This is a genomic window from Cellulosimicrobium cellulans, from assembly GCF_016907755.1.
GTDB classification, from domain to species: Bacteria; Actinomycetota; Actinomycetes; order Actinomycetales; family Cellulomonadaceae; genus Cellulosimicrobium; species Cellulosimicrobium cellulans_D.
Genome location: NZ_JAFBCN010000001.1, coordinates 1,882,954 through 1,909,452, shown reverse-complemented (window position 1 = coordinate 1,909,452; position 26,499 = coordinate 1,882,954). Strand labels below are relative to the sequence as shown.

Sequence of the window (26,499 nt, the reverse complement as noted above, 5' to 3'; positions counted from 1 at the left end):
CGTGACGACGATCTCCCCTGCACCCACGAACCACCCCGCGGCTTCCTCCTCCGACGCGACCACGACGCCGGACAACAGCACCTCCGCGTTGCCGATCTACCGCACCGACGACCGGTCCGGGAGCTGGAAGGCAGGTACCAAGAGCGTCCTGGGCGCGACGATCGGCGCCGTCGTCGGGACCGTCGTGCTGAGCTGGTTCGGCCTGGTCCTCGGCACCGCCGTCGGTCTCGGCATCGGCATGCTGCTCGACAACCGCCCCGCCGCGCGCTGACCCGACCGGCCCAACCCGGCCCCGCGCGACGAGCGCGCGACCGGGAGCGTCCCGCCCGACATCGTCGTCGCACGGCGGATCCCGCAGCCCGACGCACGAGAGGCGAGAAGTGGCCCCTCCCCGGCCGTTGCCGGGGGCCACTTCTCGCCTCTCGTCGTTGGCCGGCGCAGCCGTCCAGCGTGCCGCTACAGCCCGACCCACTCCGAGACGCCGTCGTCGAAGTGCTGCCGCTTCCAGATCGGCACCTCGGCCTTGATGCGCTCGACGAGCAGCGAGCACGCCTCGAACGCCTCGCGGCGGTGACCCGCGGCCGCCGCCGCCACGAGAGCGACGTCGCCGATCCCCAGGGTCCCGTACCGGTGGACGGCGGCGACGCGCAGCCCTGTCTCGACCGCCACGCCGGCCACGCACCGCCGGATCACCGCGGTCGCGTCGGGGTGCGCCTCGTAGTCGAGCCGGCTCACGCCGCGGCCGCCGTCGACGTCGCGCACGACCCCGCGGAACGTCACGACGGCGCCGCACTCCGGGCTCGCGACCGCGTCCTCGACGGCGCGCGACACGGCGTCGTCGAGCACGTCCGTCGTCACGCGGCTCACGTCGTCGGACGCGCCACCCTGGCCAGCGCCTCGGGACTCGCCCTGCGTCTCGCTCACAGCTCTCGTACCTCCACCTCGGTCCCGGCGTCCCACTGTGTCACGTCGGCGGGGACGTCCACGAGCACGTCCGCCCGCGCCATCGACGCGACGAGGTGCGACCCCGCTCCCCCCACGACGCGGACCGTGCCGTCGGGGCCGGTCGCGCCGCGCAGCAGCTGTCGCTTCCCCGCGGGCGAGGTCAGCGGCTCGGCGAGGACCGCCGTGCGCACGCGCTCGACCCCGGGAAGACCCGCCGCCCGCTCGAGCGGCTCGCGCAGGAACATCGCGAACGACACCTGGGCGCTCACCGGGTTGCCGGGGAACGTGAGCACGGGCGTCCCGTGCACGGTGCCGAACCCCTGCGGTCCGCCCGGCTGCATCGCGACCGAGCGGAACGTGACGCCCGGCGACGTCGCCCGGACGTCCTCCTGACCGGCGTCCTGACCGGCGACCGCACCGGGTCCTCCGAGCACGTCCTTGACCACCTCGTACGCGCCCTGCGACACGCCGCCCGACGTGACGACGAGGTCCGCGACCGCGGTCGCCTCGGCCAGCACGGCGGCGAACCGCGCGGCGTCGTCGCCGCAGCGGGCCGTGCGCACGACGTCCCCGCCCGCGCGCCGCACGGCGGCGCCGAGCGCGTCGGCGTTGGCGTCGAAGACCTGCCCGTGCCCCGGCGTCTCCCCGGGGCCGACGAGCTCCGACCCGGTCGACAGGACGGCGACGCGCGGCCGGGCGACCACCCGCACGCTCCCCACCCCGCACGCCGCGGCGGCGGCCAGGTGGTGCGGTGCGAGGACGGTGCCGTCCGGCAGGAGCACGTCGCCGGGCCGGACGTCGGAGCCCGCCTCCCGGACGAAGTCTCCCGCCGACCGCGGGACACGGACCTCGACGGCGTGGCTCGCACCGGGACCGGCAGGGTCGTCGCCCGCCGGGCCTGCGGCGTCGGGTCGTGGCGCGCTGGCGAACGTCCCCGCGACGGTGTCCTCGACGGGGACGACGGCGTCTGCGCCGTCGGGCACGGGCGCGCCCGTCATGATCCGGGCGGCCGTGCCGGGTACCAACGGTGCGGGGACGCCGGGGGCCGCGGGGATCTCGGCGGCGACGACGAGCCGGACGGGCGCGTCCGCGCGCGCCCCGGCGACGTCCGAGGCCCGGACGGCGTAGCCGTCCATCTGGGAGTTGCGGAACAGCGGGACGGCCACCGGCGCGACGAGGTCGGCCGCGAGGACCCGGCCGAGCGCGTCGGCGAGGACGACGTCCTCGGTGCGCGTGCGCCGTCGGGCCGCCTCGACGAGAGGCGCGAGGAGCGCCGCGACGTCCGCGCGGTGCTGGTCGACGCTCACGCGTCCGGTCCCGGCCATGCCTGCCCTCCCACGTTCCCGTGCACGCCGACGGGCCACCCGGAGGAGCGGGCGACCCGTCGGCCGTGCGATCGATGTCGAGGCTCAGCCTCCCACGACCGCGGTCAGGGGACCGCGCACGAAGTACACGACGAACCCGGCCGCCACCACCCACAGCAGCGGGTGGACGTCGCGCGCCTTGCCGCACGCGAACCGCAGCAGGACCCACGTGACGAACCCGATCCCGATGCCGTTGGCGATCGAGTACGTGAGCGGCATGGTCACGATCGTGAGGAAGACCGGGAGCGTGACCGTGAAGTCGGTCAGGTCGATCTCCTTGATCTGGCCCATCATCATCGCGCCCACGACCACGAGCACCGCGCTCGCGACCTCGATCGGCACGACCGCCGTGAGCGGCGTGAGGAACATCGCGACGAGGAACAGACCGCCGGTGACGACCGAGGCGAGGCCCGTCCGGGCGCCCTCGCCCACGCCCGCGGCCGAGTCGACGAACACCGTGTTCGACGACGACGACGTCGCGCCGCCCACGACGGCGCCCACGCCCTCGACGACGAGCGCCGACTTGATGCGCGGGAAGTTGCCGTCCGCGTCGGCGAGACCGCCCTGCTTGGCGAGGCCCGTCATCGTGCCCATCGCGTCGAAGAAGTTCGTGAAGAACAGCGTGAACACGAGCATCGTGGCCGCGAGCGCCCCGATCCGGTCGAACGCGCCGAACGAGAACTGCCCGAACAGGCTGAGGTCGGGGACCGAGACGAGGGAGCTCGGCAGCGTCGGCACGGTGAGGTGCCAGCCGCCGGGATTGGTCTCCGACGCGGGCCCCAGGTGCAGGACGGACTCGGCCACGATCGCGACGACGGTCGTCGCGACGAGCCCGATGAGCAGCCCGCCCTTGACCTTGCGCGCCACGAGGATGCCCATGGTCAGCAGCCCGACCACGAACACGAGGGTCGGGACCGAGGTGATCGACCCGCCGTCGCCGAGCTGGACCGGCGGACCTCCGGGGGTGCGCGTGACGAACCCCGCGTCGACGAACCCGATGAACGCGATGAACAGGCCGATGCCGACCGTGATCGCGGCCTTGAGCTGGCGCGGGACGGCGTTGAAGATTGCCGACCGCGCGCCCGTCACGGCGAGCAGCACGATGAGCAGGCCGTTGACGAGCACGAGCCCCATCGCCTCGGGCCACGTGACGTCGCCGATGACGGCGACGGCGAGGAACGAGTTGATGCCCAGCCCGGCCGCGAGCGCGAACGGGAGGTTCGCGACGAGCCCGAACAGGATGGTCAGGCCTCCGGCGGCGAGGCCGGTCATCGCGCCGACCTGCGCCGTCTGGAGCCACCCGCCCGCGACGTCGACGGGCGCGTTCTCGGCGCTCGTCCCGCCGAGGATGAGGGGGTTGAGGATGACGATGTACGCCATCGCGAAGAAGGTCACCAGGCCGCCCCGGAGCTCGCGCCCCGTGGTCGAGCCGCGCTCGGTGATCTTGAAGAAGCGGTCGAGCCGGCCGGGAGCCGTGCCGGTGCCGCGTGCGTCGTCGTTCTCGGCGGTCTCCCGCCGCATGCCGAGGAGAGTCACGTCCTTGTGCCCGTTCCTGAGGTACCGATCGGCCGCGCGGCCGCTCAGTACTCGATCCGGGACTCGAGGACGCGCCAGGCGTCGAACGGCGCGGTCGCGGTCGCCGTGCGCTCGTGCACGACCTGCATGCTCCGGTCGGCCGGGTCCGCGGCGAAGAAGTCGTAGAACTCGGCGTCGTCGAACCCGGCGCTCGCGGCGTCGTGGCGGTCGGCCGCGAAGTACACGGCCTGCACGCGCGCCCAGAGGGCGGACGCGAGGCACATGGGGCAGGGCTCGCAGCTCGAGTAGAGGGTCGCGCCGGTGAGGTCGAACGTCCCGAGCGCGGCGCACGCGCGCCGGATCGCGGTGACCTCGGCGTGCGCGGTGGGGTCGTTGTCCTGCGTGACCCGGTTGTTGCCCTCGAACACCTGCCCGTCGGCGGTGACGACGACGGCGCCGAAGGGTCCTCCGGCGTTCGCGACGCTGTCGACCGCGAGGGCGACGGCTCGGTCCAGGTGTGCTGCGTCCACGACAAGAGTGTCCATGGTGAGTCTCCACGGTTCGGGCAGCGACGCCGGGTGCTCCGCCTCCGGCTTTCCGGCTCGTCGGTGAGCCGGGAGGAGGCGGCCGGCGGGCCGCTGCAGGCGAGTTGTCACTTCCGCCTGGTTGGTAGCTGCCGGTGTCGGATCGATCGCGTCGACCACCGAGCGTTCGCTCGGCCCGGGCCCGCCGTTGGCACGCACGACGCTAGCAGCGCGTGACGGGGGCCACCAGAGTTTCGGAAGAACTTTTCCATAGTGTGGACAGGGTGGTGGAGATCCCGGTGTCCGCGGGCCGTTGCGGAAGGAACTCCCGCCCGCAAGAGTTGTCCCAGCGCAGGTCCGACGCAGCGTCGCTCCGTTGGTCCCACCCGAAGGTCCGACGCCGGGGGCGTCGCCCCGTTCCCGACCACCCGGAGGCCCCGTGACCGAGCCCGCTCCGCCGTCGTCGTTCCCGGTCGTCCGCGTCCCCGCGCGCCCCGGCCCCCCGCTGCGCTTCCAGCTCCGCCCCGTCGCCCCCTCCCTGCGCTCGTTCCTCGCCACCGAGGCCGGCGGCGCGGTGCTGCTGCTCGCCGCGACGGTCGTCGCGCTCGTGTGGGCCAACTCCGCCTGGTCGGGCGCCTACGACGACCTGTGGTCCGCGACGGCCGGCTGGCACGTCGGGCCGTGGTCGTTCGAGATGGACCTGCACCACTGGGTCAACGACGCCGCGATGGCCGTGTTCTTCCTCGTCATCGGGCTCGAGATCAACCGCGAGGTGACGAGCGGCGAGCTCCGCAACCGCCGGACCGTCGCGGTGCCCGCGCTCGGCGCGCTCGGCGGGCTCGCCGTGCCGGCGCTCATCTACGTCGCGTTCAACGCCGGGTCGCCCGCGCAGCACGGGTGGGGCATCGTCATGTCGACCGACACGGCGTTCCTCGTGGGGATCCTCGCCCTGTTCGGCCCGCGCTGCCCGGACCAGCTCCGGCTCTTCCTCCTCACGCTCGCCGTCGTGGACGACATCGGCGCCATCACCGTCATGGCGCTCTTCTACACCGACGACCTGTGGCTCCCGGGGCTCCTCGTCGCCGCCGTGCTCGTCGTCGTCATCCTCGCGCTGCGGTGGCTCGGCGTGTGGCGTCTGGCGCCGTACGTCCTGGTCGGGATCGCGCTGTGGGGCGCGGTCTACGCGTCCGGCGTCCACGCGACGCTCGCCGGCGTCCTCGTGGGGCTGCTCGTCCCGTCCCGCTCGTCGCGGCCCGTGGACGTCGCCGTCGTGCCGAAGTACGCCAAACGCCTCGCCCAGGAGACGACGGCGGAACGCGAGCACCTCACCGAGCTCGCCGCGCGCGCGGCCGTGCCCACGAGCGAGCGCCTCCAGCGCGTCCTGCACCCGTGGAGCGCGTACGTCGTCGTGCCGGTCTTCGGGCTGGCGAACGCCGGGGTGCGCCTCGACGCGGAGTCGCTGCGGGTGGCCGCGACGTCGCCCGTGACCATCGGCGTCGCCGTCGCGCTCGTCGTGGGCAACGCCGTCGGCATCTTCGGCGCCGCGACGCTCGCCCTGCGCCTCGGGCTCGGCGACCTCCCGGGCAGGGTGCGCTACTCCCACCTGCTCGGCGGCGCGATCCTCGCCGGCATCGGCTTCACCATCTCGCTCTTCATCGCCGAGCTCGCGTTCGACGACGAGGTGCTCATCGAGCAGGCCAAGATCGGCATCCTCGCCGGCTCGCTCGTCGCCGCCGTGCTCGGCTCCCTCGCCCTCCGGTTCGTCGGCGAGCGCTGGCCCCTGTGCTCCCCCGGCGCCGACGGCCCCCCGCCCGAGCTCCCGCCCCTCCCCTGGCGCGCACCGGCGACGACGTGAGCGCCCTGAGGCCGCCGAGGCAAAACCCCGGTCCCCCGAGGTCGAGCCGTGGTACGCCGAAGTAGACCCGCGGGTTGCGCGAGGTAGAACCCCGTCCCGCTGAGAACCGCGATCAGGACGGCGAGCGCTCGCGATCTGTCGCACTGCACGCCTCGCGCAGGTGGTCCACGAGCAGCTGCTTCTCCGCGGCCTGGACCCGGTCACGCAAGGAGTCGACGTCGTCCCCCGGCTCGATCGGGACCGACACCTGCGCGACGACGGGCCCCTCGTCGTAGTCCGCCGTGACCAGGTGGACGCTCGCGCCCGTGGTGGCGACGCCGTCGGCCAGTACGGCCGCGTGCACGCGGTCGCCGTACATCCCGTGACCGCCGTACGCCGGCAGCAGCGCGGGATGCGTGTTGAGCACCCGGCCCGTGTACGCCGCGAGCACGCGCGGGCCGAGTCGGCGCATGTAGCCGGCGAGCACGACGAGGTCGGCCCCATGCTCGGACAGCGTCGCGAGGAACGCTGCGTCCAGCGCGTCCGGGTCGGGGTGCGTGACCCGGCTGAGGTGCGCGGTCGGAACACCGTGCGCGCGGGCCACCTCGAAGACGCCCGCACCGCTGTTGTTCCCGACGACGACGCCCACGTCGACGGGCAGGTCCCCCGCGCGGACGGCGGCGAGGATCGCCGCTGCGGTGCTGCCAGCCCCCGACCCGACGATCGCGAGGCGTGGACGACGGCGAGCAGGCCTCTCGGCGGACGTCGCGGCAGTTCCGGGGGTGAGCGGCGCGGCAGAGGTCACGAGCGTCAGCGTAGGCGCAGCCCCGCCGGGCGGGCTCGCCGGTCTCACGCGTCCGGGTCACCGCCCGAGATGTTCGGCCGCCGCCAGCGGCCGGATCGCCCGAGACTGGGTCCGAGCGTCGGGCCGACCCGGTCATGAACCACGGTTCTACCTCGGGTGACCAGGGTTCTATCTCGGCGCGGTGGCGGCGTCGATCGCGGCGCGGAGGCCGTCGGCGGTGACGCGGCCGCGGTAGCGGACGCCGTTGACGAAGAGCGTCGGGGTGCCCTGGACGCCCGCGGCGAGGGCGTCCGCGTAGTCGCGCTGCACGGGCGCGGCGTGCTGCTGCGCGGCGTCCCCCACGACGGACGCGCCGTCGAGGCCGAGCTCCTCGGCGCGGTCGGCGAGGCCGGCCTCGCCGAGCTGGTCCTGGTGCTCGAACAGCGCGGCCTGCATCTCCCAGAACCGCCCCTGCACCGCCGCTGCCTCGACCGCGAGCGCCGCGGAGAGCGCGTGGGGGTGGATCTCGAAGAGCGGGAAGTGCCGGAACACGAGGCGCACCTGACCGCCCGACGACTCGACGACCTGCCGCAGCACGGGTGCGGCGGCCGCGCAGTACGGGCACTCGAGGTCGCCGAACTCGACGATCGTCACGGGCGCGTCCGGGTTGCCGAGCACGTGCGCGTCGGCGGGGACGAGCTGCTCGGCCGGGATCGGGGCTGCGGTCTGCTCGCTCACGTCGCCCAGCATGGCACGGGGTCGGCGCGTCGCACCCGGCGAGCGGACGGCGTCGTCCCCGCACCCGTGCAGACCTCGCAGGGTGTCCGCGGCCGGGCTGTCGTCGGCCGGGCGCGACCGCTCGCTCCCTACGCGAGGACCAGCGGCCGGTTCTCCCGGGTGCCGCCCGGGATCGGCTCGACGAGGTGCTCCAGGCCGGGCCCGGCGCTCTCGCGCCACCACGTGACGTTCCGGGCGTGACGCGCGTACTCGGAGGACGGGTCGGCCGTGAGGTACGCCGCGGTCTGGGCGAGGTACACGGCGTCGACGGTGTCCGGCGGGGTCGGGACGCCCGCGAGGACGCGCCGGTCGCCGCGGAAGCGCGGGCGCGGGTGCATGCGCTTGAGGAGGTTGAGCGCGCCGAACAGCAGGCCGGGACGGAACCGGCACACGAACTCGTCCTCGTGGTGGAGCTGGGCGAACAGCCGGTCCTCGTCGAACGTGAGCCCGCGCGCGATCGCCTCGCCGACCATCCACAGCAGCGCGGTGTCGGAGAGAGCGCGCGCCCGGGCCCCGCCGCCGACGTCGCTGTGCCCGCCGGGGAACCACACCTGCTTGACCCGGGCCGCCATGGCGACGGGGACGTCCCAGAGGCAGGGCTCGAACGTGATGCGGCGGTCGTCGATCGCGAGGGCCTGCCGTGCACACTCGACGTCGGTCGACAGGCGCAGGTCGTGGAACCGGCTGCGGCGGCGCGACAGCCCGGGGACCCCGAGCGCGCCGACGGTGTCGAACACCCCGAGGAACGCGACCGGGACGTGGTCGTGGCAGTGCTCGGCGCGGAAGGCCGCCGCCTGCTCCGCCCGCTGGGCGGCGTCGCGCACGCGGTAGATCCGCTCGGCGTCGCACAGGTGGTCGCGCGCGAGGGAGTCCTGGGTGAGCAGGGCGACGGTCGCGACCATGCCGACGATGCTGCGGGCCGTGTACGCGCCGCGGCTGAAGCCGAACACGTAGATCTCGTCGCCGGGCTCGTAGTTGAGCGCGAGGTGGCGGTACCCGGCGACGACGTTGCGCGTCAGCCCGTACCCGAACGCCCCGCCGAGCAGGCGGTCGACGAGGTAGCCCTGCGCCCCGACGCCCTCGACGGAGAACACCATCTGCTGCACGCCGTCCGGCCCGATGCCGGTGCGGACCGAGCGCGCGATCTTCTCGATGTTCGACACGCTCGCGTTCACCGGCGAGTTCCACGTGCCGTCGCAGCACAGCACCAGCCGCTTCATGGCCCCTCCCCACCTCGCCCCGGCACCGTCGCCGGGGTCACCATCTGGGGAGGGTCCGGCGGGGATCGTGATACTTCGGTGAGCGTGTCCACGCTCACCCGGCGAACGGTCTCGGGGCACCTGCGGGGTGGCGTAGGTTCTGGCGGTGTGACCGTCACGAGCACCCCACCCTCCACCGACCCCTCGGGCTACCCGACCGGGCGGGAGCGGCGGCACGCCCGGGGGACGCGACGGCACCGCGGCGCGTGGATCGCGGTCGTCGTGACGCTGGCGCTCCTCCTCGGCGCCGCCGGCGGCGGGCTGGTCTGGTACCGGGGGTCGACGTACGACGACCTGGCCGCGCAGACCACCACCGCGCAGGCGCTGCTCACGACGTCCGACGGGAAGGTCGCCGACCCCGCCGTCCGGGACGACCTCGCCGCCGAGGTCGACGACGCGCGCGCCCTCCTCGGGGCGTCCTTCCTCGACCGGATGACGACCGGCACGACGGGCGCGACCGCGTCGCTGGAGCAGGCGGCGCAGGCCGTGCACGCCTCGATGCTGGACCACGCGCGGGCCGAGGTCGAGGCGGCCCGGACGAGCCTCGCGCCCGTCCAGGAGCAGGGCGAGAAGATCTACGCCGCCACGGAGGGCCTGGGCGCCGACGAGGCGGTGCGCGCCCGGCTGCGGGAGGCGCTCGACGCGGCCGCGGCGACGTCGGGGACGGCCGGGAGCGGCGCGGCCGCCGACGACCTCGCCGCGCTGGAGCAGGCCGTGCTCGACCTGGAGGCGGGCCTCGCGACCGTCGCCACGTCGACGGAGGAGGTGTCCACCGCGCAGGACGCCGTCTCCTGCCCCGCTCCGGACCAGGTGTGGGACCCCGACGGCGGACGCGTGCCCGACTCCGCCCTGGCCGCGATCCCGTGGTCGCCGTCGGACCGCGTGCGTGCCGACGTGCTCGACGGCCTCGTCGCCCTCGACGCGGCCTACGTCGAGCGGTTCGGCGTGCACCTGACGATCAACTCCTCCTACCGCACGTACGAGGAGCAGGCGGGCCTCTACGACCCGTCGTCGCCGATCGCCGCCCCGCCCGGCTGCTCGAACCACGGCCTGGGGTTCGCCGTCGACCTGGGCGGCGGCGTGCAGGCGTTCGGCACCCCCCAGTACGACTGGCTCAAGCAGAACGCCGAGGCCTTCGGCTGGACGCACCCCGACTTCGCCGAGCCGGACGGGCGCGTGCCCGAGCCGTGGCACTGGGAGTCGGTCCTGGCCCGCGCGGACTCCTGAACCGCCGCCCGTCCCGGCGTCAGACCCCGCCCGGGTCGACGTCCACCCGGGTGACGCGGCCCGGCGTCGGGCCGTCGCGCAGCCACGCCACGAGCCGGTCGACCGCGTCCCGCGGCCCGGTGGCGACCACCTCGACCGTGCCGTCGGGACGGTTCGTCGCCGCCCCGTCGAGGCCCAGCACGGTGAGCCGCTCGCGCGTCGCCCAGCGGAACCCGACGCCCTGCACGCGACCGTGCACGACGGCGCGCACGACGACCGGCGCGTCGGGCGCCCCCGTCACAGGTGCACGTGCGCCGGGACGCCCGTCGACGACTCGATGTCCGACTCGGCGTCGTCCAGCAGCCGGTCCGCGAGCCGCCGCAGCGCGCGCCCGACCGCGATCTCGTCGCCGATGAGCGGGACGTCCAGGTCGTGCGGGTCACGGCGTGCGCGCCCGACCGTCCGGACGTGGCCGGGCGCCTCCGCGACCAGCACGGCCTCCGCCGTCGTACGACCCTCCGACTCGACGACGCTCACCTGTACGCGCCACACCTTCGTCGTGCCGGTCCCGCCCCCGGTCTCCGCCCCGGGCACGTGCTCGACGTAGCTGTCCGACCCCGGGTAGACGAGCGTGCGCTCCCCCGTGTCGGTCCACTCGACGAGGTACGGGGGCGACCCGTCCTCGTGCCGCAGCTCGACCACCACCCCGTCGCGCACCGCTCCGCCGACGACCCCCGAGGCGGTCACGATCCTGTCCCCGACCGATGCCCTCATGGCTCCTCCTCGTGCCGCACCGCTCTTCCATCATGCGACCGGCGCGGGCGCCCTGCACCCCCGGGCCCGTCCGGCTACCCGCCGAGCTGGAGCCGGAGCGCCTCGGCGTCCTGAGCTGGGAGGTGGCACACGAAGTCCGCGCACAGGTACGCGCCGGGTCCGCGACCGGCGAGCAGTCCGACGCCGTCGACGGCGAGAGCCGCGGCGTCGCCGGGCGTCGCGGCGAGCAGCAGGCCGTTCGGGTGGTACCAGTCCCGCGCGACCTGCCGGAACGCCTCGCGCTGCTCCGGGTCTGCGACGAGCACGAGCTGGTGGGGTGGCTCGGCGAGCCCGACGGCGACCCGCAGCACCCCGGCCGCGCCGAGCGGGTGCTCGCTCGCCGTCGGGGACGCGGCGACGTGCGCGCGGGCGGCGTCCCGGTAGCGCGGCTCGCCGGTCGCGAGGTGGGCGAGCAGCGCGGCCCGCGCGGCGGCCGTCGTGCCGGACGGTACGGCGCCCTCCGACGCGTCCGCGGCGGCGCCCGCCGCGAGCCCGAGGTCGGTGAGCACGGGGTCCGTGCCCTGCGGGGGCCGGAGCTCGCCGTCCGCGCCGACGGTCGCGTCGACGAGGCGCACGGCCTCGCGCACGTACCGGGCCTCTCCCGTCAGGCCGCCGAGGACGAGGAGCGCGGTCGCGAGCGCGCCGTGGTCCTCGAGCGTCGCGACGGCGCCTGACACGACGCCGCCCTCCGAGGCCCGCACGAGCGTCCCGTCGGACCGCACGTGCGTCGCGAGGAGCCGGTCGGCGGCGGCCCGCGCCGCGTCGGTGAGGTCGGGCAGGTCGAGGTGGTGGCCGGCGCGCGCGAGCGCCTCGATCGCGAGACCGTTCCAGCCGGTGAGCACCTTGGTGTCGAGCCGGGGCGGCTCGTGGCGCGCGCGCCCGGCGGGCGGCAGCAGGTAGTAGCCGCCCTCGACGCGCTCGCCGTCGACGACCGACTCGGAGTCCTGCGCGCTCGCGAACGCGCCGTCCGCGAGGCGCAGCACGCGCAGGAGGAAGCGCCCGACGTCGGCCGCGACCCGTGCGGCGCCCTCGCCCGGGTCCGGGGTGCCGGGGGCGGGAGCGGGCGTGCGGAGCGGGCCGTCCACCGGCCCCGTGCGGCGGAGCACGGCGAGGGTCGTCGCGGCCGAGAGGAGCTGCGCGTTGTCGTAGAGCATTCGCTCGTAGTGCGGCTCCGACCAGTCGGGCCGGGTCGCGTACCGGAAGAACCCGCCGTCGACGTCGCGCAGCGGGCTCGCGGCCATCGCGTCGACCGTGCGCCCGGCCAGGACGAGCGCGCGCCGCGCGACCTCGGGGTCCACGACCGACGACGCCGCCACGTCGAGGAGGAGCTCGAGCGTGGGCGCGACGGGGAACTTCGGCGCGCCGCCGAACCCGCCGTGCACGCGGTCCTCCGCGGCCTCCAGCCGGTCGACGACCGTCCGCGCGTGGTCGGCGAGCCGCCCGACCGGACCGTCGTCGGCCCCGGAGGGTGCGCCGGCCTCCCCCGGGGCGGCGACCGTCGTCGCCGCGGCGCGCGGGACGCCCGTGCGCCGCCCCGCGGCCGCGTCCCGGAGCGCCGCACGGACGGTCTCCCCCGTCTCGACGGCCTGGTCGCGCCGCAGCTCCCAGGCCTGCGCGACGGCGTCGAGCACGTCCCGGAACGCGGGCCGCCCCGCCACGGGGACCGGCGGCCAGTAGGTGCCCGCGTAGAACGGGGCGCCGTCCGGCGTCGTGAACACGGTGAGCGGCCAGCCCAGGTCGGACGTGAACGCGCTCGCGGCGGCGAGGAGGCTCGCGTCGACGTCGGGGTGCTCCTCGCGGTCGACCTTCACGGCCACGAAGCCGCGCGCGAGCAGCGCGCCGATCGCGGGGTCGGAGAAGCTCTCGCGCGCCATGACGTGGCACCAGTGGCACGTCGCGTACCCGACCGACACCATCACGGGCACGTCGCGGCGGCGTGCCTCGTCGAACGCCTCGGCGCCCCACGGGTACCAGTCGACGGGGTTGTCGGCGTGCTGACGCAGGTACGGGCTCACGGCGTCGGCGAGGCGGTTGACCATGCGTCCCAGCCTGCCAGGTGGCGGCGCGCCGGCGAGCGGAGTCCAGAACGGGTTTGTCTGCTACGTCCAGCACGTGCGCGCTTGTAACGTTGCGCCCATGCCCGGCCCCGAGCAGTCCGTCCTCGCGGCGGCGACCGACGACGACACCCACCCGAGCCCGCCGTCGCCCGCGCCGCTGCCCCGGCGACCCGTCCGTCAGGTGCCCGCGAGCGGTGACCGCCGAGGCCCGTTCACCCTGGGCGAGGTGCTCGGGCACGGCGGGTTCGCGCACGTCTACCGCGCCACGGACGCGGACGGCACGGAGGTCGCCGTGAAGGTGCTCACGGGACTGCAGGAGGGCTCCCGCGAGCGCTTCACGCAGGAGGCGCGGCTGTTGGAGGCCGTGGGCGGGCGCGGCTTCCCCGCGTTCGTGCGCTCGGGCCTGGACGACGACCAGCCGTGGTTCGCCATGGAGCTCGTTCCGGGCACCACGCTGCGCGAGCAGGTCCGCGCGACGGGGCCGCTGGACGGGCGCCAGGCGCTGCGGCTGGCCTCGCACGTCGCGGAGGCGCTGCTCGTGCTCCAGGAGCAGCACTGCGTGCACCGCGACCTGAAGCCCGCCAACATCATGGTCGACGGCGACCGCGCGGTCCTCATCGACCTCGGCATCGCCAAGCTGTTCGACACGGCGACGTCCACCCAGCCGGTCGGGACGCTCGCGTACATGGCGCCGGAGCTGTTCGCCCGCCGCGTGCACCCCCGCTCGGACGTGTACGCGCTCGGCCTGCTGCTGATCTTCGCGAGCACGGGCGTCGTGCCGGCGGACCTGAACTTCCTCGGTCGCGACCTCGAGGCCGAGGACCTCGTCCGCGAGGTGCCGGACGACCTCGTCGGGGTCCCGGACGGGATGGAGGTCGCCCCGTCCTCGGCCGACCTGTCGGAGATCGACGCGCACCTGCAGGACCTGATCCTGTCGATGACCCGCTACCAGCCGAACCACCGCCCCGCGCTGGAGAGCGTGGTCGCGGTGCTCCGCGCCCGGCTCGCCGGGGAGGCCGCCGACGACACCCTGCTCCTCACGCAGCGGATCGTGGCGGACGGCGCCACCGCGGCGGAGCGCGCGCTCGGTCCCGTCGCCGGGCTGGGCGCCGCGACCGGCGCACCCGTCCGGGGTGTGCGGCCGGTCGACGTCGGCGCGGTCGGCACGGACCTCGACGCGGGCCCCGGCGCGGCGTCCGGGCGGGACGCCGCCCGCGCCCGGGAGCCGTGGCACGCGCTCGTCTACGACGCCACGCTCATGAGCGTGCTCTCCGAGGTGCACGGCGACGGGTTCGACGGCGCGGCCTCCGAGGTCATCGCCGACCACGTGGCGAGCATCGGCGCGCACGTCGCCGACGGCCGGACCCCCGCCGAGCTCAAGGACTGGCTCTGGCAGGCGATGCAATGGCAGGCCGCCACCCCTCCGGCCGGGCACCCGGACACCCTGCGCGGGTGGCGGGCGTACCGTCGCCCGCCGCACGTGGTGCCGGGCGGGCCCGAGCCCGAGGGCCACGGCGCCCGGCTGCGCACGGACGAGCCCGACGCTCTCCCCGCGCGCGGCGCCGCGGGCGGACGCGCCTGGCCGGTGCCCGTCCGGCGGGTCTCCACGCTGGGCCGGCCGCCGGCGACGTCGTCCGCGGCAGACCCGACGCCCGCGGCCGTCGTGCGCACGCGGGTCCTGGACTCCCCCGACCTCGTCGCCACCCAGGTCGGGCGACCCGTCCCGCCGTCGGTCCCACCACGCCGGAGCCCCGTCCAGCACCTCGGGCCGACGCCGCGGACGGGCCGGCCGCGCATCACGGGTGCGGCCGTCACGAGCGCTCCGGCCCCGCAACCCTCGATCGCGCAGCAGAACGCTCCCACGTTCCCCGCGGCCCCGCCGCGGGGGGCAGCCCCGGCGTCCGCGCCGGCGTCCCCGTCCACGGCGTCGTCGGCGCCACGGTCGCGCTCCGCCGCGTCGTCGACCGGGCACCGGTCCCGGGTCGGGGGCGTGCTCCTGCGCGCGCTGCCGCTCCTGCTCGCGGTCCTGGCGGTGCTGCGCACGCTGTGGCTCGTGCCCGACGGCGCGGCCCGGCAGAGCGAGCCCTTCGTCCCCCTGCCGCCGCAGCTCCTGGAGTCCCTCCGCGTCTCGGTCGACCTGGCCCCGCTCGTCGACGGTCCCGTGCTCGCCCTGGCGGCGCTCGCGGTGGCCGTGGTGCTGCGCGTCGCCGGGCTGCGCACGCGGACGTGGCCGTACACGCTCGTCGCGTGCGCGTCCGTCGTGACCACGGTGGTGCTCGTCCTGCGCGGCTGAGCAGCGCTCAGAGCGGCCCGAGCACGTCGTCGCGCGACGCCCCGAGGTCGAGCGCAGCGAGGACCTCGCCGAGCGCCCGCTCCTCGTACCGGAAGTGCGACTCCATGATCGCGCCCACCCCGTCGAGGTGGCGCCCGACGGCGTCACGCGACGCCTCGGGGTCCGCCGCCCGGTCGAGCGCGTGCTCGAGGTCGGCGACGAGGTACGCGATCATGCCGTGGTCCTGGCGCAGGCGCCGCAGCACGTCGGCCAGGTCCGGGTGGCGACGCTCCAGCTCGGGGAAGAGCACCGCGTCCTCGGCCGTGTGGTGCCGGGTCAGCGCGGTGCAGAACCCGCGGCACCACACGAGCAGGTCCGCGAGGGGCGCCGTGTCGGGGCCGGCCCTCCGCGCCACGCGGTCCCGTGCCGGGCGGTCGTGTGCCGCGACCCTCGTCCCGGCACCAGGTCGTGCCGCACGGGGCGGGTCTGGAGGTCGCTGGGAGCCGGGCGGTTCGTCCGCCTCGGCTGCCGCCTGACGCACCAGCGCCAGCGCGCGCCGCAGCCGGCCGTGCACCGCGCGCATCTCGTCGTACCAGGCCACGAGCCTGGTCTTCTCGCCCTCACTCACCGGTGAGGAACGAGGAAAGGGTCCGTGCGTGCACGGCTCCCCCTTCCGGGTTCGGCGCCTCCATGCCTGACGTGGTCCGCCACCAGCACGCGACGCTGCGCGCGACCCTAGCACCCGGTCGCGGCCCACCGCGTGGCGTCGGCACCGCCCCGCCGTCCGCGCGCGAGCGGCCGAGAACGACACCACGCGCCGTCGAGCACGTGGTTGCTGTCGTTGAGGGCGTCAGAACGACAACAAGGTCGTGTTCGGCGCGGCGCGGGGGCGGCCGTCAGGCGTGGAGGCGGCGGAGGAACGCGCGGGTGCGCTCGCGCTGCGGGTCGCCGAGCACCTGCTCGGGGGTGCCGCGCTCGTGGACGCGGCCCTCGTGGAGGAAGCAGACCTCGTCGGCGACGCGGCGGGCGAAGCCCATCTCGTGCGTCGCGACGAGCATCGTGCGTCCCTCGGCCCGCAGCTCGGCGAGCAGGTCGAGGACCTCGCCGACGAGCTCGGGGTCGAGCGCCGAGGTCACCTCGTCGAGCAGGAGCAGCTCGGGCCCGTTGACGAGGGCTCGCGCGATGGCGGCCCGCTGCTGCTCGCCGCCCGAGAGCTGATCGGGGTACGCGGTCACCTTGTGCCCCAGGCCGACCCGGCCCAGCATCTCGACGGCCGCCGCCTCCGCCTCCGCACGCGCCCGCCGGTGCACGAGGCGCGGCGCGAGCGTCACGTTGTCGAGCACGGTGAGGTGCGGGAAGAGGTTGTACGCCTGGAAGACCATCCCCATGCGCGCGCGGACCCGGTTGGCGTCGAGGCGCGGGTCGGCGACGTCCTCACCGTCGAGCAGGATCTGCCCGTCGTCGACCTCGTCGAGGAGGTTGACCACGCGCAGGAGCGTCGACTTGCCCGAGCCGGACGACCCGACGAGCACGACGCACCGGTGCGCGTCGACGTCGAGGTCGATGCCGTCGAGCACGACCCGCCGCCCGCCCGGGACGCCGGGTGCCGGGAAGGTCTTGCGGACGCCGCGCAGCGAGAGCAGGTGGTCAGCGCCCGCGTCCTGCGGGGTCGCGCCGGAGGGCAGGACGACCCCGCTCATCGGATGTCCCCCGCCCCGCTCACGGTCGCGAGCGACCGGCCCCAGCCGCGGCGCGCCTGGTACGCGTCGACCGCGCGCGTCAGCGGGAACGACACGAGGAAGAACAGGATCCCCGCGACGACGTAGGGCGTGAAGTTGTAGCTGCCCGTCGTCGCGATCTGCGCGGCACGGATCGCGTCGACCGCGCCGAGCACGGAGATGAGGCCCGAGTCCTTCTGGAGCGAGACGAGGTTGTTCGCGAGCGGCGCGGTGACGTTGCGCACGGCCTGCGGCAGCACGACGCGGCGGGTCGTCTGCGCGCGCGTCAGACCGAGCGAGCGCGCCGCCGCGACCTGCGAGGGGTGCACCGACTCGATGCCGGCGCGGAACACCTCGGCCAGGTAGGCGGTGTACGTGAGGACGATCGCCAGCGCCCCGAGGAACGCGCCCGACGTCGGCAGCCACTCCAGCCGCAGCGCGGGCAGCCCGAAGCCGACGAGCAGCAGGACGAGCAGGAGCGGCACCCCACGGAAGAGGTCGACGTAGCCGATCGCGAACGCGCGCAGCGGGAACAGCGCCGGGATCCGGCTCGTGCGCGCGATCGCCAGGCCGAGACCGAGCAGCGTGCCGACGACGCCCGCCACGACCCACACGCGCAGGTTGAGCCACAGCCCCTCGAGGATCGCGGGCAGCGACTCCCACGCCATGGCCGGGTCGAAGAACGCGGTCCGCGCGCGCTCCCAGCCGGGCGCGTTGACGACGACGAGGACGACCGCCGCCACGACGAGCACCGTGCTGACGAGCGCGACCAGGAGCGAGCGGCGGCGCTGCGCGCGGCGGAACGCCGCGCGGTCGAGCGCGAGGGGCGACGGCGACCACGCGGTGGTCGGGGCCCCGTGGGGCACCTCGCTGCGCCCGGGCGGGCGCGCGTCGTCGGGCACGGTCACGGCCGGGTCACTCGAGGACGGGGATGTCGTCCGACTTGAGCCACGTCGTGCGCAGCTCGGCGAGCGTGCCGTCGGCCTCGAGCTCGTCGACCGCCTGCGTCACGCAGCCGGTCAGGTCGGAGCCCAGGTCGAGCACGAGCCCGTACTGCTCGACGACGCCCTGGTCCGGCAGCGTCCCGATGACGACGGAGTCGGGGAAGTACTCGGTCGACGCGGCGACGCCCTGGTCCACGTCCATGACCATCGCGTCGATCGTCCCGGACTGCAGCGCCTGCATGCCGTCGCCGGCCGCGTTGTACGGCGAGATGTCCGCGTCCTCGCCCCACGCGGCCTCCGCGAGCGTGAGGCTCGTCTGCGCGGCCGTCACGCCGATGCGCGCGCCGTCGAGCTCGGCGAGCGTCGTCGCACCCGCGTAGGGGCCGTCCTCCATGACGATGACGCCCTGGCGCGTCGTCAGGTACGGGCTGGAGAAGTCGACGGCCTGCTTGCGCTCGTCGGTGATCGACGTCTGGTACGCGGCGACGTCGAACGGCTTCACCGCCGGGCTGATGATCTGCTCGAACGTCACGGTCTCCCAGACGACGTCGTCGGCCGCGTAGCCGAGGCGGTCCGCGACGGCGTAGATCAGCGCCGACTCGAAGCCCTCGCCCGAGTCGTGCTCGCCGATGTACCACGGCGCGTACGCCTCGCCCGCACCGACGGTCAGCACGCCGTCGGTGAGCGTCGCGAGCGCGCCAGGCTCGCACTGCGCGGCGTCGCCCGAGGCGCTGCCGCTCGGGCTCGCGGCGTCGCCGCCGTCGGAGCCTCCCGAGGAACAGGCCGTCAGCGCGAGCGCGGCGACCGCCGTGACGGCGGTGAGGACGGCGGGACGGGGACGCAGACGGCGCATGGTGACCTTCCGGGTGTCGGGCGCCCGCGGGAGTGGTGGGCGCCGGCCACTGACGATAACGCCGGGCCGAGGGCCGTGGCTTCCCCCGGCGGCACCTCGGCCGGGTGGGGCGCGTCACAGCGCGATCCCCGGTGTTGCGAGGCGACGCGCCCGCGGCGGGCGGCTCCCGGACACGACGAAGGCCCTCGATCATCAGATCGAGGGCCTTCGTCTTCTGAGTAGCGGGGGCAGGATTTGAACCTGCGACCTCTGGGTTATGAGCCCAGCGAGCTACCGAGCTGCTCCACCCCGCGTCGGTGATCACTACTCTACGTGAGGTTCCGGACCAGGCCAAATCGGGTGGACGAGACGTGGGTCACGTCAGGATCTCCACCCCGAACGCGAACTCACGCACAGCTCCCGGCTCCAGCCGGACGTCCGCCGCGCAGTCGGGGCGGTTGAACGCGTCGGTCAGCGTCTCGACGGGCTCGACCGCGACCGCGGTGCGCTCGCGCCGCGCGAGGCCGTCGCCCGTGTAGACGTGCACGAGCCCGCGGCGCTGCCAGACGGCGAGCCCCTGCCCCGTGGCGGGGTCCCGCAAGAGGGTGCGGGCGCGACCGTCGACGTCGGCGCGCAAGGCGCCGAACGCGTGGTCGAGGCGGACGCCCGCGAGCGGCAGCGGTCCGAGCCCGTCGACGGCGGTGAACGCCTCCGGCCCCGCGAGCGGGAGCAGCCCCGGGTCCGTCACGACGGCGCGCCCGGCCGGGACGGTGAGCTCGAGCCGGTCGATCGTCTCGTGGCCCGGGACGCGCAGGTACGGGTGCCAGCCCAGGGCGACGGGCGCGGCCGTCCCCCCGACGTTGCGGGCCCGCATCGTGACGCCCAGCGAGCCCGCGTCGAGCGCGTACTCGACCTCGAGCGCGAGCGCGAACGGGTACCCGGCGTGCGCGTCGGCGGCCACGGTCGCCGCCAGGCGGACCGACACCGGGCGCGCGTCGCCCTCGCCCGCAGCCTCCGCCGGTCCACCGACGCGCTCGACGACCGCCCAGTCGAGCGTACGGGCGAACCCGTGCATCGTGACGGGCTCCCAGGGCAGGACCGGCGGCATCTGGTGCCGCACGCCGTCGAACCGGTACTCCCCGCCCGCGAGTCGGTTGACGAAGGGAGCCATGAGGGCAGACCGCGCGGCGTCGTGCGCGGCGACCTCGGTCTCGTCGGCGTAACCGTCCACGAGTTCCTCGATCCGCGCGGTCCCGTCCGCACCGCGCCACGGCGCACGCCAGGCGAGCACGGCCGCGCCGCGAAGCGCCACGACGAGCTCGGCCCCGGACGGGTGGTGCAGGCGCACCGCGGGGACGGTCGAGGCCGTCTCGCTCCGCGCGCTGGAAGCGTTGCTGCAAACCGTTGCAGAAGTCACGAGGAGCGATCTTTCCGTCCGGCGGACGAAAAGACAACTCCGGCACGACGACGGGCGGGCCGGGACCCCAGAAGGTGTCCCGGCCCGCCCTCGCCGTGCGTCGTCCCGCGCGGGGCGCGTCAGCCCCCGGACGACTCCGTGTCGAGCCGCTGCTCCGCCGCCAGCGCCGACTCGAGCGCCTGCTGCAGCCGCTCCTGCGCCGCGCCGTACGCCGCGAAGTCGCCCTCGGCGAGCGCGGCCTGGCCGTCCTCGATCGCCTGCTGAGCGGCACTCAGAGCCTGGTCGAGCTGCGCGCGGGCCTCGCCGTTCACGCTCCCGCCGTCGGCCGGCGGTGCCGGCTCCTCGGTGGCGGGAGGCTCCGTGCCCGGGTCGGTCGTCCCCGGGTCGGTCTCGCCGCCGGCCGGCTGGTCCGGGACCTCCGTCTCGACCCCACCGTCCGCGTCACCCGCGTTCGCGCCGGAGTCCCCGCCGAACACCTGGTCCAGCGCCTCGTCGAGCGTGTCGGCGAACCCGATCTCGTCACCGAAGGACACGAGCACCTTGCGCAGCAGCGGGAACCGCGTGCCCTCCGTCGACTGCACGTAGACCGGCTGGACGTACAGCAGACCGCCGCCCACGGGGAGCGTGAGGAGGTTGCCGTTGATGACCGTCGAGTCACCACGACGCAGCGCCAGCAGGCCGTCCGCCGCGGTCGGGTCGGTGTTGAAGTTGTTCTGCACCTGACCCGGCCCGGGCACCGTCGCGTTGCGTGGCAGCTCGAGAAGGCGCAGCGTGCCGTAGTCCTCCGAGCGCACGCCCGCCTCGTTGCCCGGCTCGGCGTCCACGGCGAGGAAGCCCGTGAGGATGTTGCGGTCCGAGCCGCCTCCCGGGATGTACGTCGACATGAGCGAGAACGTCGGCGCCTCCTGGCTCGGCATCTGCAGCGTGAGGTAGTACGGCGGCTGCAGCGGCTTGACCTGCCCGCTCGCCGTCGGGTCCTCGGGGCTGCGCCAGAAGTCCTGACCCGAGAAGAACTCGTTCGCGTCGTCCACGTGGTAGCTCGCGAGCAGCGTGCGCTGCACCTTGAACAGGTCCTCGGGGTAGCGCAGGTGGCTCATGAGGTCGCCCGAGATCTCGGAGATCGGCTGGAGCGACGTCGGGAACACCTGGGACCAGGCCTGGAGCACCGGGTCCTCGGCGTCCCACGCGTACAGCTCGACGGAGCCGTCGTAGGCGTCGACGGTCGCCTTGACCGAGTTGCGGATGTAGTTCACCTGCTGCGGGGCGAGCGCCTCGACCGAGTTCGCCGCCACGAGCGAGTCGCGCGTCGAGTCCTCGAGCGACTCGGACGTCGAGTACGGGTACGCGTTCGAGGTCGTGTAGCCGTCCACGATCCACTTCACGCGGCCGTCCACGACCGCCGGGTACACGCGCCCGTCGAGCGTCAGGTACGGCGCGACCTTCGCGACGCGGTCGCGCGGGCTGCGGTCGTAGAGGATCTGCGACTCCTCGGTGACGCGGTCGGAGAACAGGATCTGCTCGGAGCCGAACTTCAGCGCGTACAGCACCTTGTTCATGAACGACCCGACGCTCGGGCCGCCCTCGATCTCCTGCGTCGGGAAGGTGTTGTTGACCTGGCCGCCCTCGTCGTCGACGGGGTAGTCGAGCTCCCACGCGTCGCGGCCCTCAGGGGCGCCCACGATCGAGTACTGCGGCGCCTCCGGCGAGAAGTAGATACGCGGCTCGTAGCCGCCCGCGTCGGTGAACGCGCCGGTGGACGGGATCGATCCCTCGTAGAAGGCGGGGCGCCCGTCGGGCCCGATCTGGTTGCCGTACGCGGCGACGACGCCGAAGCCGTGGGTGTAGACCGTGTGGTCGTTGACCCAGTTGCGCTGGTCGGCGCCCAGGCCGTCCTGGTTGAGCTCGCGCACCGCGATGACGGTGTCGCGGCTCTCGTCCTCGATCGTGTACCGGTCGACCGACAGCGACGGCGAGAACTGGTAGTACTGCTTGTTCTGCTGGAGCTGGCTGAACGACGGGCTGACGATCTCCGGGTCGAGCAGGCGGATGGACGCCGTCGTGTCGGCGTCCTCGCGCAGCGCGCCGGCCTCCGCCTCGGTCTTCGCGTTGTACGGCTCGGTCTGGACGTCGTCGATCCCGTAGGCGGCCTTCGTCGCGTCGATGTTGCGCTGGATGTACTCCTCCTCGAAGTCCTGCGCGTTCGGCGTGACCTGGAAGCGCTGGACGACGCTCGGGTAGATGCCGCCGATCGCGATGGCCGACACGACCATCAGACCGACGCCGATCGCCGGGAGACGCCAGTTGCCGCGCACCGCCGTCACGACGAACAGCGCCGCGACGAAGAGGGCGACGACCGTGAGGATCGCCTTGGAGGGGATGACGGCGTGCACGTCGGCGTACGACGCACCGTCGAACTTGGCCCCGCCCGAGGTGAGGATCGAGTACCGGTCGAGCCAGTAGTTCGCCCCGATGAGGACCAGCAGCAGCGCGGCGGTCACGGAGAGCTGGACGCGCGCGGCCTTCGTCGTGCGCGGGCCCGCGTCGGAGCCACCACCGATGCGCAGGCCGCCGTACAGGTAGTGCGTCGCGACCGCGGCGATGCCCGCGATGATGACGACCGCCATGAGGAAGCTCACGACGAACCGGAGCGCGGGGAGCGTGAAGACGTAGAACGCCAGGTCGATGCCCCACTGCGGGTCCGTCGTGCCGAAGGGCACGGAGTTCAGCGCCAGCAGCACGGTCTGCCACTGCGAGGCCGCCGCCGCGCCGGCGAAGAAGCCCACCAGCGCGGGCGCGACGATCATGACGACCTTGCGCAGCGGCTCGATCGCCTCGCGGTACTGGTCGAGCGTCGCCTGCTCGGGCGTCGAGGGCGCGTAGATCGGCCGCGACCGGTACGCGATCGAGAACGACAGGAAGACGAGGCCGCCCATCACGAGGAACCCGCCGACGAAGAGGGCGATGCGCGCGCCCCACTGCGTCCACAGGACGTTCGCGAAGTCGAGCTGCCGGAACCACAGCACCTCGGTCCAGAACTGGGCGAGCAGGAGCAGCAGGACGACGAGGGCGCCGACGACGGCGATCGCGATCCCGATCGGGCTCCGGCGCCGGGCGGGCCGTCCCCCGGAGGACGGCCGGCGGGGCGCTGCGGCGAATGACACGGTGGGTATACCTCTTCGGTCGTGGCTCGGGCGTGCACCGGGGTCAACGCCCGGTCCTCCCCCAAGGTTCCCACGGTCCGCGGCCCCGTGGGGGACGGCACGGCCGGTCGCCGTCCGCCGCCGCCGGTCGGCGCCCGATGGGGGACGATGGGGGCATGCCCCAGCCTGACGACGCAGCGTCCTCGCCCGCCCCCGACCCCGTCGCACCCGGCGGCCCGACGCCGCAGCACGCCCTCGCTCTCGCCGTCCACGAGATCGAGGTGCACGCGGGCGACGCCGGCTGGGACGCGCCGCCGCGGCTCTTCGCGCTCGTCGCCACGGCCGGCGCGCTCGCGGCGGACCCGACGCTCGCGGACCGCCTGCCGCCCGACGTCGTCGCCGCGGCCTCTGCCGACCCGCACCACCTGCTCTCCATCGAGCAGGAGGGCTTCGCCGTGGACGGCGACCTCGAGGACGGGCTCGCGCGCGTCGCCTGGCCGGCGACGGTCGACGGCGCCGCGCTCGTCGTCGAGCGGATCGTCCTGCCCCCGGCCGCGGAGGAGGGCGTGCCCGACGACCCGGACGCCGCGCTCGACTACCTCACGTCGCACCCCGACCGGCAGGACGTGCGCCTCGCCGTCGGCGTGCTGCGGGACGGCCCGTCCTGGTGCGCCGTCCGGTCGCGCGCGCACGACGCGGCCACCGACGTCGCAGGCGGCCCCGACCTCGTCCCCGGCCTGGTCACCGCGCTGCGCGCGACGCTCGAGGACTGACGCGCGCGGCGGGTCGTCAGCCGCGCGCCTCGCACGTCGCGAGCGTGTCCCCCTCGCCCGCCCCGATCGCCTCCATCGCCGCGCGGGCGTCGGCCAGCGTCGAGACCGCCGCGACGTGCAGGCCGTCCGGGACGTTGCCCACGACCTCCGGGCAGTTGGCCTGCGGCGCGAGGAACCACGTCGCGCCGTCGCGCAGGGCGCCGTAGAGCTTCTGCTGGATGCCGCCGATCGGGCCCACGTCGCCCTCGACGCTCATCGTTCCCGTGCCCGCGATGACGACGCCGTTCGCCTCGTCCTCGGGCGTGAGCTGGTCGACGATGCCGAGCGCGAACATCGTCCCGGCGCTCGGGCCGCCGATGTCCTCGATCTGGATCGTCACGTCGACCGGGAAGTCGAACGTCGGGTCGATGAACACGCCGAGCAGCGCGGTGTCGCCGCCGTCCGTCGTCGTCACCGTGAGGTCGGTCTCCGCGCCGTCGCGCAGGACGCCGAGCGTCACGTCGGCGCCGGGATCGACGGCGGCCAGGCCGTCGATGAGGTCCTGGTACGTCGGGACCGGCGCTCCGTCGAGCTCGACGATGACGTCCCCCGGCTCGACGACGCCGTCCGACCCGCTGTCCGGGACCGCAGCCTCGACCGTGAGCGTCGCCGGCACCTCGTACCCGAGCTCGGTGAGCGCCGCGACCGTCGCGTTCTCCTGCGAGGAGATCATCTCGGCCTGGCCCTGCTGCTCCGTCTCCTCCTTGGAGCGGCCGGTCGGGAAGACCTCCTCGACGGGGCGCACGCTGCGCGACCGGTCGAACCAGCCCTGCACGACCTGGGCGAGGTTCACCGGGTAGCCGGGTCCGCCCGCGACCGAGACCGTCGTCAGACGCAGCTCCCCCGTCGAGTCGAAGGTCTCGGCGCCCGTGATGGAGATGAGCGGCGTGCCGTCCTGCTCTCCGAGCGTGTCCTCCGTCGGCCCCGGCGACCGCACCGCGTAGGGCGCGGGCAGGATCGCGAGGCCCGCGACGAGCAGCGTCGTCGCGAGCAGGGAGATGCCGAACGTCAGGGACCGCCGCGTCACCGGCGGCGGGACGTGCTCGTCCTCGGTGAGGAGGGCGTCGAAGGAGGGGGCGTCGCTCACCGGGACATCATCCCCGAGGATGCTGGGATCTCCCTGCCGACGGCGCCCGCGCGCCGCGGTCGCCCGCGACCGGCGCACCGCGTCGGACGTCACGGGCGACGGGACCGCGCCTGCCGCCAGACCGCCGCGGTCCCCAGGACCGCGACCGCCGCACCCGCGGCGCCGAGGGCGGCCGCGTCGCGGCCGCCGAACCGCAGCCCCGCGACGCCCACCCGGCCGCGCACCTCCGCGAGGAGCACCTCCAGCGCCGCCGCACCCGACCAGGTCGGAGACCACCCGGCGTCGTGCAGGCGCCCGGCCGAGACCGACCACGGGTGCACGACGAACGCGAGGTCGCCCGCCGGTGACGGCAGCACCCCGACCCGGTGCAGCCGCTCGGCGGCGCCGAACGCGGTCGCGGGCGGGAGCTGGACCGTGCGCAGGCCGGCTGCTGCGGCCACCGTCTCGGAGTCGAGCACGTCGGGCAGCCCGCCACGCAGCGGACCGGCCGTGAGACCACCGACGAGGCCCTGGTCGAGCGCGACCCGCACCGCCGCGACCACGTCCTCGACGTGCACGAGGTGCCACGTGCGCTCCCCGCCGCGGACCGTGAGCAGGCGCGGTGCCTCGAAGTGCCGCGTGAGGAGCGTGTCGATCCCCGGCCCGACGACGACGGTCGGCCGCACGAGCCCGAGCGGCACCCCGCCCAGCGCCTCGCGCAGCGCGTCCTCGAACGCGGCGACGTCCCCCGCGAAGCCGGGGCCGTCGTCGACGGCGACCGGGTCGTCGTCGTCGATCACCGCGCGACCCGGCGTCGCCCCGTGCACCGCGGCAGAGGTCACCGCGACGACGTGCTCGATCCCCGCTGCGACCGCGGCCTCGCCCGCGCGGCGGCCGAGGAGCGCGAGCCGGGCGCGCTGCTCGGCGTCGGTCTTCGCCCGCGGCGCACCGAACTCCCCCGCCGGGGCGACCACGACGAGCCGGCGTGCGCCGTCGGGCCACCCGCCGGGGTCCACCGGCGACGCTTCCGCGGCGGCCAGCCCGTGACGCACCGCATCAGCGACCTGGCCGACGCCGACGACCACGACGGGGTCGCCCGGCGGCACGACGGGCTCGCTCGTGGGGGCCTCCCCCGGGACGCCCGGGGGCCGGCCCCCGGCGGGGACCGCGTCGCTGCGCCGTGAGCGAACCCGGCCCTCGGACATGCCCCAGCCCCCGTT

Annotated in this window: 23 protein-coding genes and 1 tRNA gene; 5 read left to right on the top strand and 19 right to left on the bottom strand. The window is 75.0% G+C overall.

From position 1 onward, the window contains the following. Position 1 precedes the first annotated feature (1 nt). Positions 2-271, top strand: coding sequence for a hypothetical protein (locus tag JOE63_RS08170; RefSeq protein WP_204540498.1), 270 nt, complete (start codon positions 2-4; stop codon positions 269-271). 185 nt (positions 272-456) lie between these two features. Here JOE63_RS08170 and JOE63_RS08165 read toward each other — a convergent pair whose 3' ends face one another. The 4 genes from JOE63_RS08165 to JOE63_RS08150 all read right to left on the bottom strand — a co-directional run bounded on the left by JOE63_RS08165 (position 457) and on the right by JOE63_RS08150 (position 4,369). Beyond that, positions 457-924, bottom strand: a complete 468-nt coding sequence (locus JOE63_RS08165) for a molybdenum cofactor biosynthesis protein MoaE (protein WP_087471463.1) — start codon at positions 922-924, stop codon at positions 457-459. Further along, positions 921-2,270: a molybdopterin molybdotransferase MoeA gene (locus tag JOE63_RS08160; protein ID WP_204540495.1), complete on the bottom strand. Its 1,350-nt coding sequence runs from the start codon at positions 2,268-2,270 to the stop codon at positions 921-923. Before JOE63_RS08160 ends, JOE63_RS08165 begins: the two co-directional genes overlap by 4 nt. Positions 2,271-2,354: 84 nt before the next feature. Continuing rightward, the gene (locus JOE63_RS08155; RefSeq protein WP_087471462.1) at positions 2,355-3,830 is read right to left on the bottom strand and encodes an NCS2 family permease; all 1,476 of its coding nucleotides are present in this window, start codon (positions 3,828-3,830) and stop codon (positions 2,355-2,357) included. 59 nt (positions 3,831-3,889) lie between these two features. Then, positions 3,890-4,369, bottom strand: a complete 480-nt coding sequence (locus JOE63_RS08150; RefSeq protein WP_087471461.1) for a nucleoside deaminase — start codon at positions 4,367-4,369, stop codon at positions 3,890-3,892. 418 nt (positions 4,370-4,787) lie between these two features. On the opposite strand from JOE63_RS08150, the gene nhaA reads away from it, so the two are divergent. Further along, entirely contained in the window at positions 4,788-6,203 is a 1,416-nt protein-coding gene (nhaA, locus tag JOE63_RS08145) for a Na+/H+ antiporter NhaA (RefSeq protein ID WP_087471460.1), read from the top strand. Positions 6,204-6,315: 112 nt separating this feature from the next. Here the strand turns inward: nhaA and purN are convergent, their stop codons facing one another. The 3 genes from purN to JOE63_RS08130 form a co-directional block, all read right to left on the bottom strand. Beyond that, complete coding sequence (gene purN, locus JOE63_RS08140) at positions 6,316-6,987, bottom strand: phosphoribosylglycinamide formyltransferase (protein WP_204540492.1); 672 nt, start codon at positions 6,985-6,987, stop codon at positions 6,316-6,318. 168 nt (positions 6,988-7,155) lie between these two features. Then, complete coding sequence (locus JOE63_RS08135) at positions 7,156-7,704, bottom strand: DsbA family protein (protein ID WP_244286081.1); 549 nt, start codon at positions 7,702-7,704, stop codon at positions 7,156-7,158. A gap of 128 nt (positions 7,705-7,832) precedes the next feature. Further along, complete coding sequence (locus JOE63_RS08130) at positions 7,833-8,963, bottom strand: DUF2235 domain-containing protein (RefSeq protein WP_204540490.1); 1,131 nt, start codon at positions 8,961-8,963, stop codon at positions 7,833-7,835. A gap of 147 nt (positions 8,964-9,110) precedes the next feature. Here JOE63_RS08130 and JOE63_RS08125 point away from each other — a divergent pair, with 147 nt between their 5' ends. Beyond that, positions 9,111-10,229, top strand: coding sequence for a M15 family metallopeptidase (locus JOE63_RS08125; protein WP_087471457.1), 1,119 nt, complete (start codon positions 9,111-9,113; stop codon positions 10,227-10,229). Positions 10,230-10,248: 19 nt separating this feature from the next. Here JOE63_RS08125 and JOE63_RS20965 read toward each other — a convergent pair whose 3' ends face one another. The 3 genes from JOE63_RS20965 to JOE63_RS08110 form a co-directional block, all read right to left on the bottom strand. Beyond that, positions 10,249-10,509 (bottom strand): acylphosphatase, encoded by a 261-nt coding sequence (locus JOE63_RS20965; RefSeq protein ID WP_204540488.1) that lies wholly within the window; start codon positions 10,507-10,509, stop codon positions 10,249-10,251. Next, a complete protein-coding gene (locus JOE63_RS08115) occupies positions 10,506-10,982 on the bottom strand; it encodes a dsRBD fold-containing protein (RefSeq protein WP_204540486.1) in 477 nt (158 codons plus the stop codon). Before JOE63_RS08115 ends, JOE63_RS20965 begins: the two co-directional genes overlap by 4 nt. A 74-nt stretch (positions 10,983-11,056) precedes the next feature. Further along, the gene (locus JOE63_RS08110; protein ID WP_204540484.1) at positions 11,057-13,060 is read right to left on the bottom strand and encodes a thioredoxin domain-containing protein; all 2,004 of its coding nucleotides are present in this window, start codon (positions 13,058-13,060) and stop codon (positions 11,057-11,059) included. 97 nt (positions 13,061-13,157) lie between these two features. Here JOE63_RS08110 and JOE63_RS08105 point away from each other — a divergent pair, with 97 nt between their 5' ends. Continuing rightward, positions 13,158-15,371, top strand: coding sequence for a serine/threonine-protein kinase (locus JOE63_RS08105; protein ID WP_204540482.1), 2,214 nt, complete (start codon positions 13,158-13,160; stop codon positions 15,369-15,371). A 7-nt stretch (positions 15,372-15,378) separates the two neighbouring features. On the opposite strand, the gene JOE63_RS08100 is transcribed toward JOE63_RS08105, so the two are convergent. From JOE63_RS08100 to JOE63_RS08070, 7 genes are all read right to left on the bottom strand, one after another. After that, complete coding sequence (locus JOE63_RS08100) at positions 15,379-15,765, bottom strand: hemerythrin domain-containing protein (RefSeq protein WP_374059006.1); 387 nt, start codon at positions 15,763-15,765, stop codon at positions 15,379-15,381. A gap of 481 nt (positions 15,766-16,246) precedes the next feature. Next, positions 16,247-17,050, bottom strand: coding sequence for an amino acid ABC transporter ATP-binding protein (locus tag JOE63_RS08095; protein ID WP_204540478.1), 804 nt, complete (start codon positions 17,048-17,050; stop codon positions 16,247-16,249). Further along, positions 17,047-17,976 carry an amino acid ABC transporter permease gene (locus JOE63_RS08090; protein WP_307839996.1) on the bottom strand — a complete coding sequence of 310 codons (930 nt, stop codon included), beginning with the start codon at positions 17,974-17,976 and terminating at the stop codon, positions 17,047-17,049. Before JOE63_RS08090 ends, JOE63_RS08095 begins: the two co-directional genes overlap by 4 nt. Before the next feature lie 7 nt (positions 17,977-17,983). Then, positions 17,984-18,865: an ABC transporter substrate-binding protein gene (locus tag JOE63_RS08085; protein WP_204540476.1), complete on the bottom strand. Its 882-nt coding sequence runs from the start codon at positions 18,863-18,865 to the stop codon at positions 17,984-17,986. Between the two features lie 219 nt (positions 18,866-19,084). Next, positions 19,085-19,158 (bottom strand) — tRNA-Met (locus JOE63_RS08080). 62 nt (positions 19,159-19,220) lie between these two features. After that, positions 19,221-20,192, bottom strand: coding sequence for an aldose 1-epimerase (locus JOE63_RS08075; protein ID WP_204540474.1), 972 nt, complete (start codon positions 20,190-20,192; stop codon positions 19,221-19,223). A 188-nt stretch (positions 20,193-20,380) separates the two neighbouring features. Next, entirely contained in the window at positions 20,381-23,422 is a 3,042-nt protein-coding gene (locus tag JOE63_RS08070; RefSeq protein WP_204540473.1) for a UPF0182 family membrane protein, read from the bottom strand. A gap of 155 nt (positions 23,423-23,577) precedes the next feature. Here JOE63_RS08070 and JOE63_RS08065 point away from each other — a divergent pair, with 155 nt between their 5' ends. Beyond that, complete coding sequence (locus JOE63_RS08065) at positions 23,578-24,174, top strand: PPA1309 family protein (protein ID WP_087471448.1); 597 nt, start codon at positions 23,578-23,580, stop codon at positions 24,172-24,174. 16 nt (positions 24,175-24,190) lie between these two features. Here the strand turns inward: JOE63_RS08065 and JOE63_RS08060 are convergent, their stop codons facing one another. Both JOE63_RS08060 and JOE63_RS08055 read right to left on the bottom strand, forming a co-directional pair. Continuing rightward, the gene (locus JOE63_RS08060; protein ID WP_087471447.1) at positions 24,191-25,300 is read right to left on the bottom strand and encodes a YlbL family protein; all 1,110 of its coding nucleotides are present in this window, start codon (positions 25,298-25,300) and stop codon (positions 24,191-24,193) included. Between the two features lie 89 nt (positions 25,301-25,389). Beyond that, the gene (locus JOE63_RS08055; protein ID WP_204540472.1) at positions 25,390-26,484 is read right to left on the bottom strand and encodes an NAD-dependent epimerase/dehydratase family protein; all 1,095 of its coding nucleotides are present in this window, start codon (positions 26,482-26,484) and stop codon (positions 25,390-25,392) included. Between the last annotated feature and the right edge of the window lie 15 nt (positions 26,485-26,499).

Coding starts and splice junctions, on each gene's coding strand:
- JOE63_RS08115 (WP_204540486.1), bottom strand. CDS start 10,982: ATGAGGGCATCGGTCGGGGACAGGATCGTGACCGCCTCGGGGGTCGTC.
- JOE63_RS08130 (WP_204540490.1), bottom strand. CDS start 8,963: ATGAAGCGGCTGGTGCTGTGCTGCGACGGCACGTGGAACTCGCCGGTG.
- JOE63_RS08085 (WP_204540476.1), bottom strand. CDS start 18,865: ATGCGCCGTCTGCGTCCCCGTCCCGCCGTCCTCACCGCCGTCACGGCG.
- JOE63_RS08055 (WP_204540472.1), bottom strand. CDS start 26,484: ATGTCCGAGGGCCGGGTTCGCTCACGGCGCAGCGACGCGGTCCCCGCC.
- JOE63_RS08155 (WP_087471462.1), bottom strand. CDS start 3,830: ATGCGGCGGGAGACCGCCGAGAACGACGACGCACGCGGCACCGGCACG.
- JOE63_RS08065 (WP_087471448.1), top strand. CDS start 23,578: ATGCCCCAGCCTGACGACGCAGCGTCCTCGCCCGCCCCCGACCCCGTC.
- JOE63_RS08160 (WP_204540495.1), bottom strand. CDS start 2,270: ATGGCCGGGACCGGACGCGTGAGCGTCGACCAGCACCGCGCGGACGTC.
- JOE63_RS08095 (WP_204540478.1), bottom strand. CDS start 17,050: ATGAGCGGGGTCGTCCTGCCCTCCGGCGCGACCCCGCAGGACGCGGGC.
- JOE63_RS08105 (WP_204540482.1), top strand. CDS start 13,158: ATGCCCGGCCCCGAGCAGTCCGTCCTCGCGGCGGCGACCGACGACGAC.
- JOE63_RS08110 (WP_204540484.1), bottom strand. CDS start 13,060: ATGGTCAACCGCCTCGCCGACGCCGTGAGCCCGTACCTGCGTCAGCAC.
- JOE63_RS08150 (WP_087471461.1), bottom strand. CDS start 4,369: ATGGACACTCTTGTCGTGGACGCAGCACACCTGGACCGAGCCGTCGCC.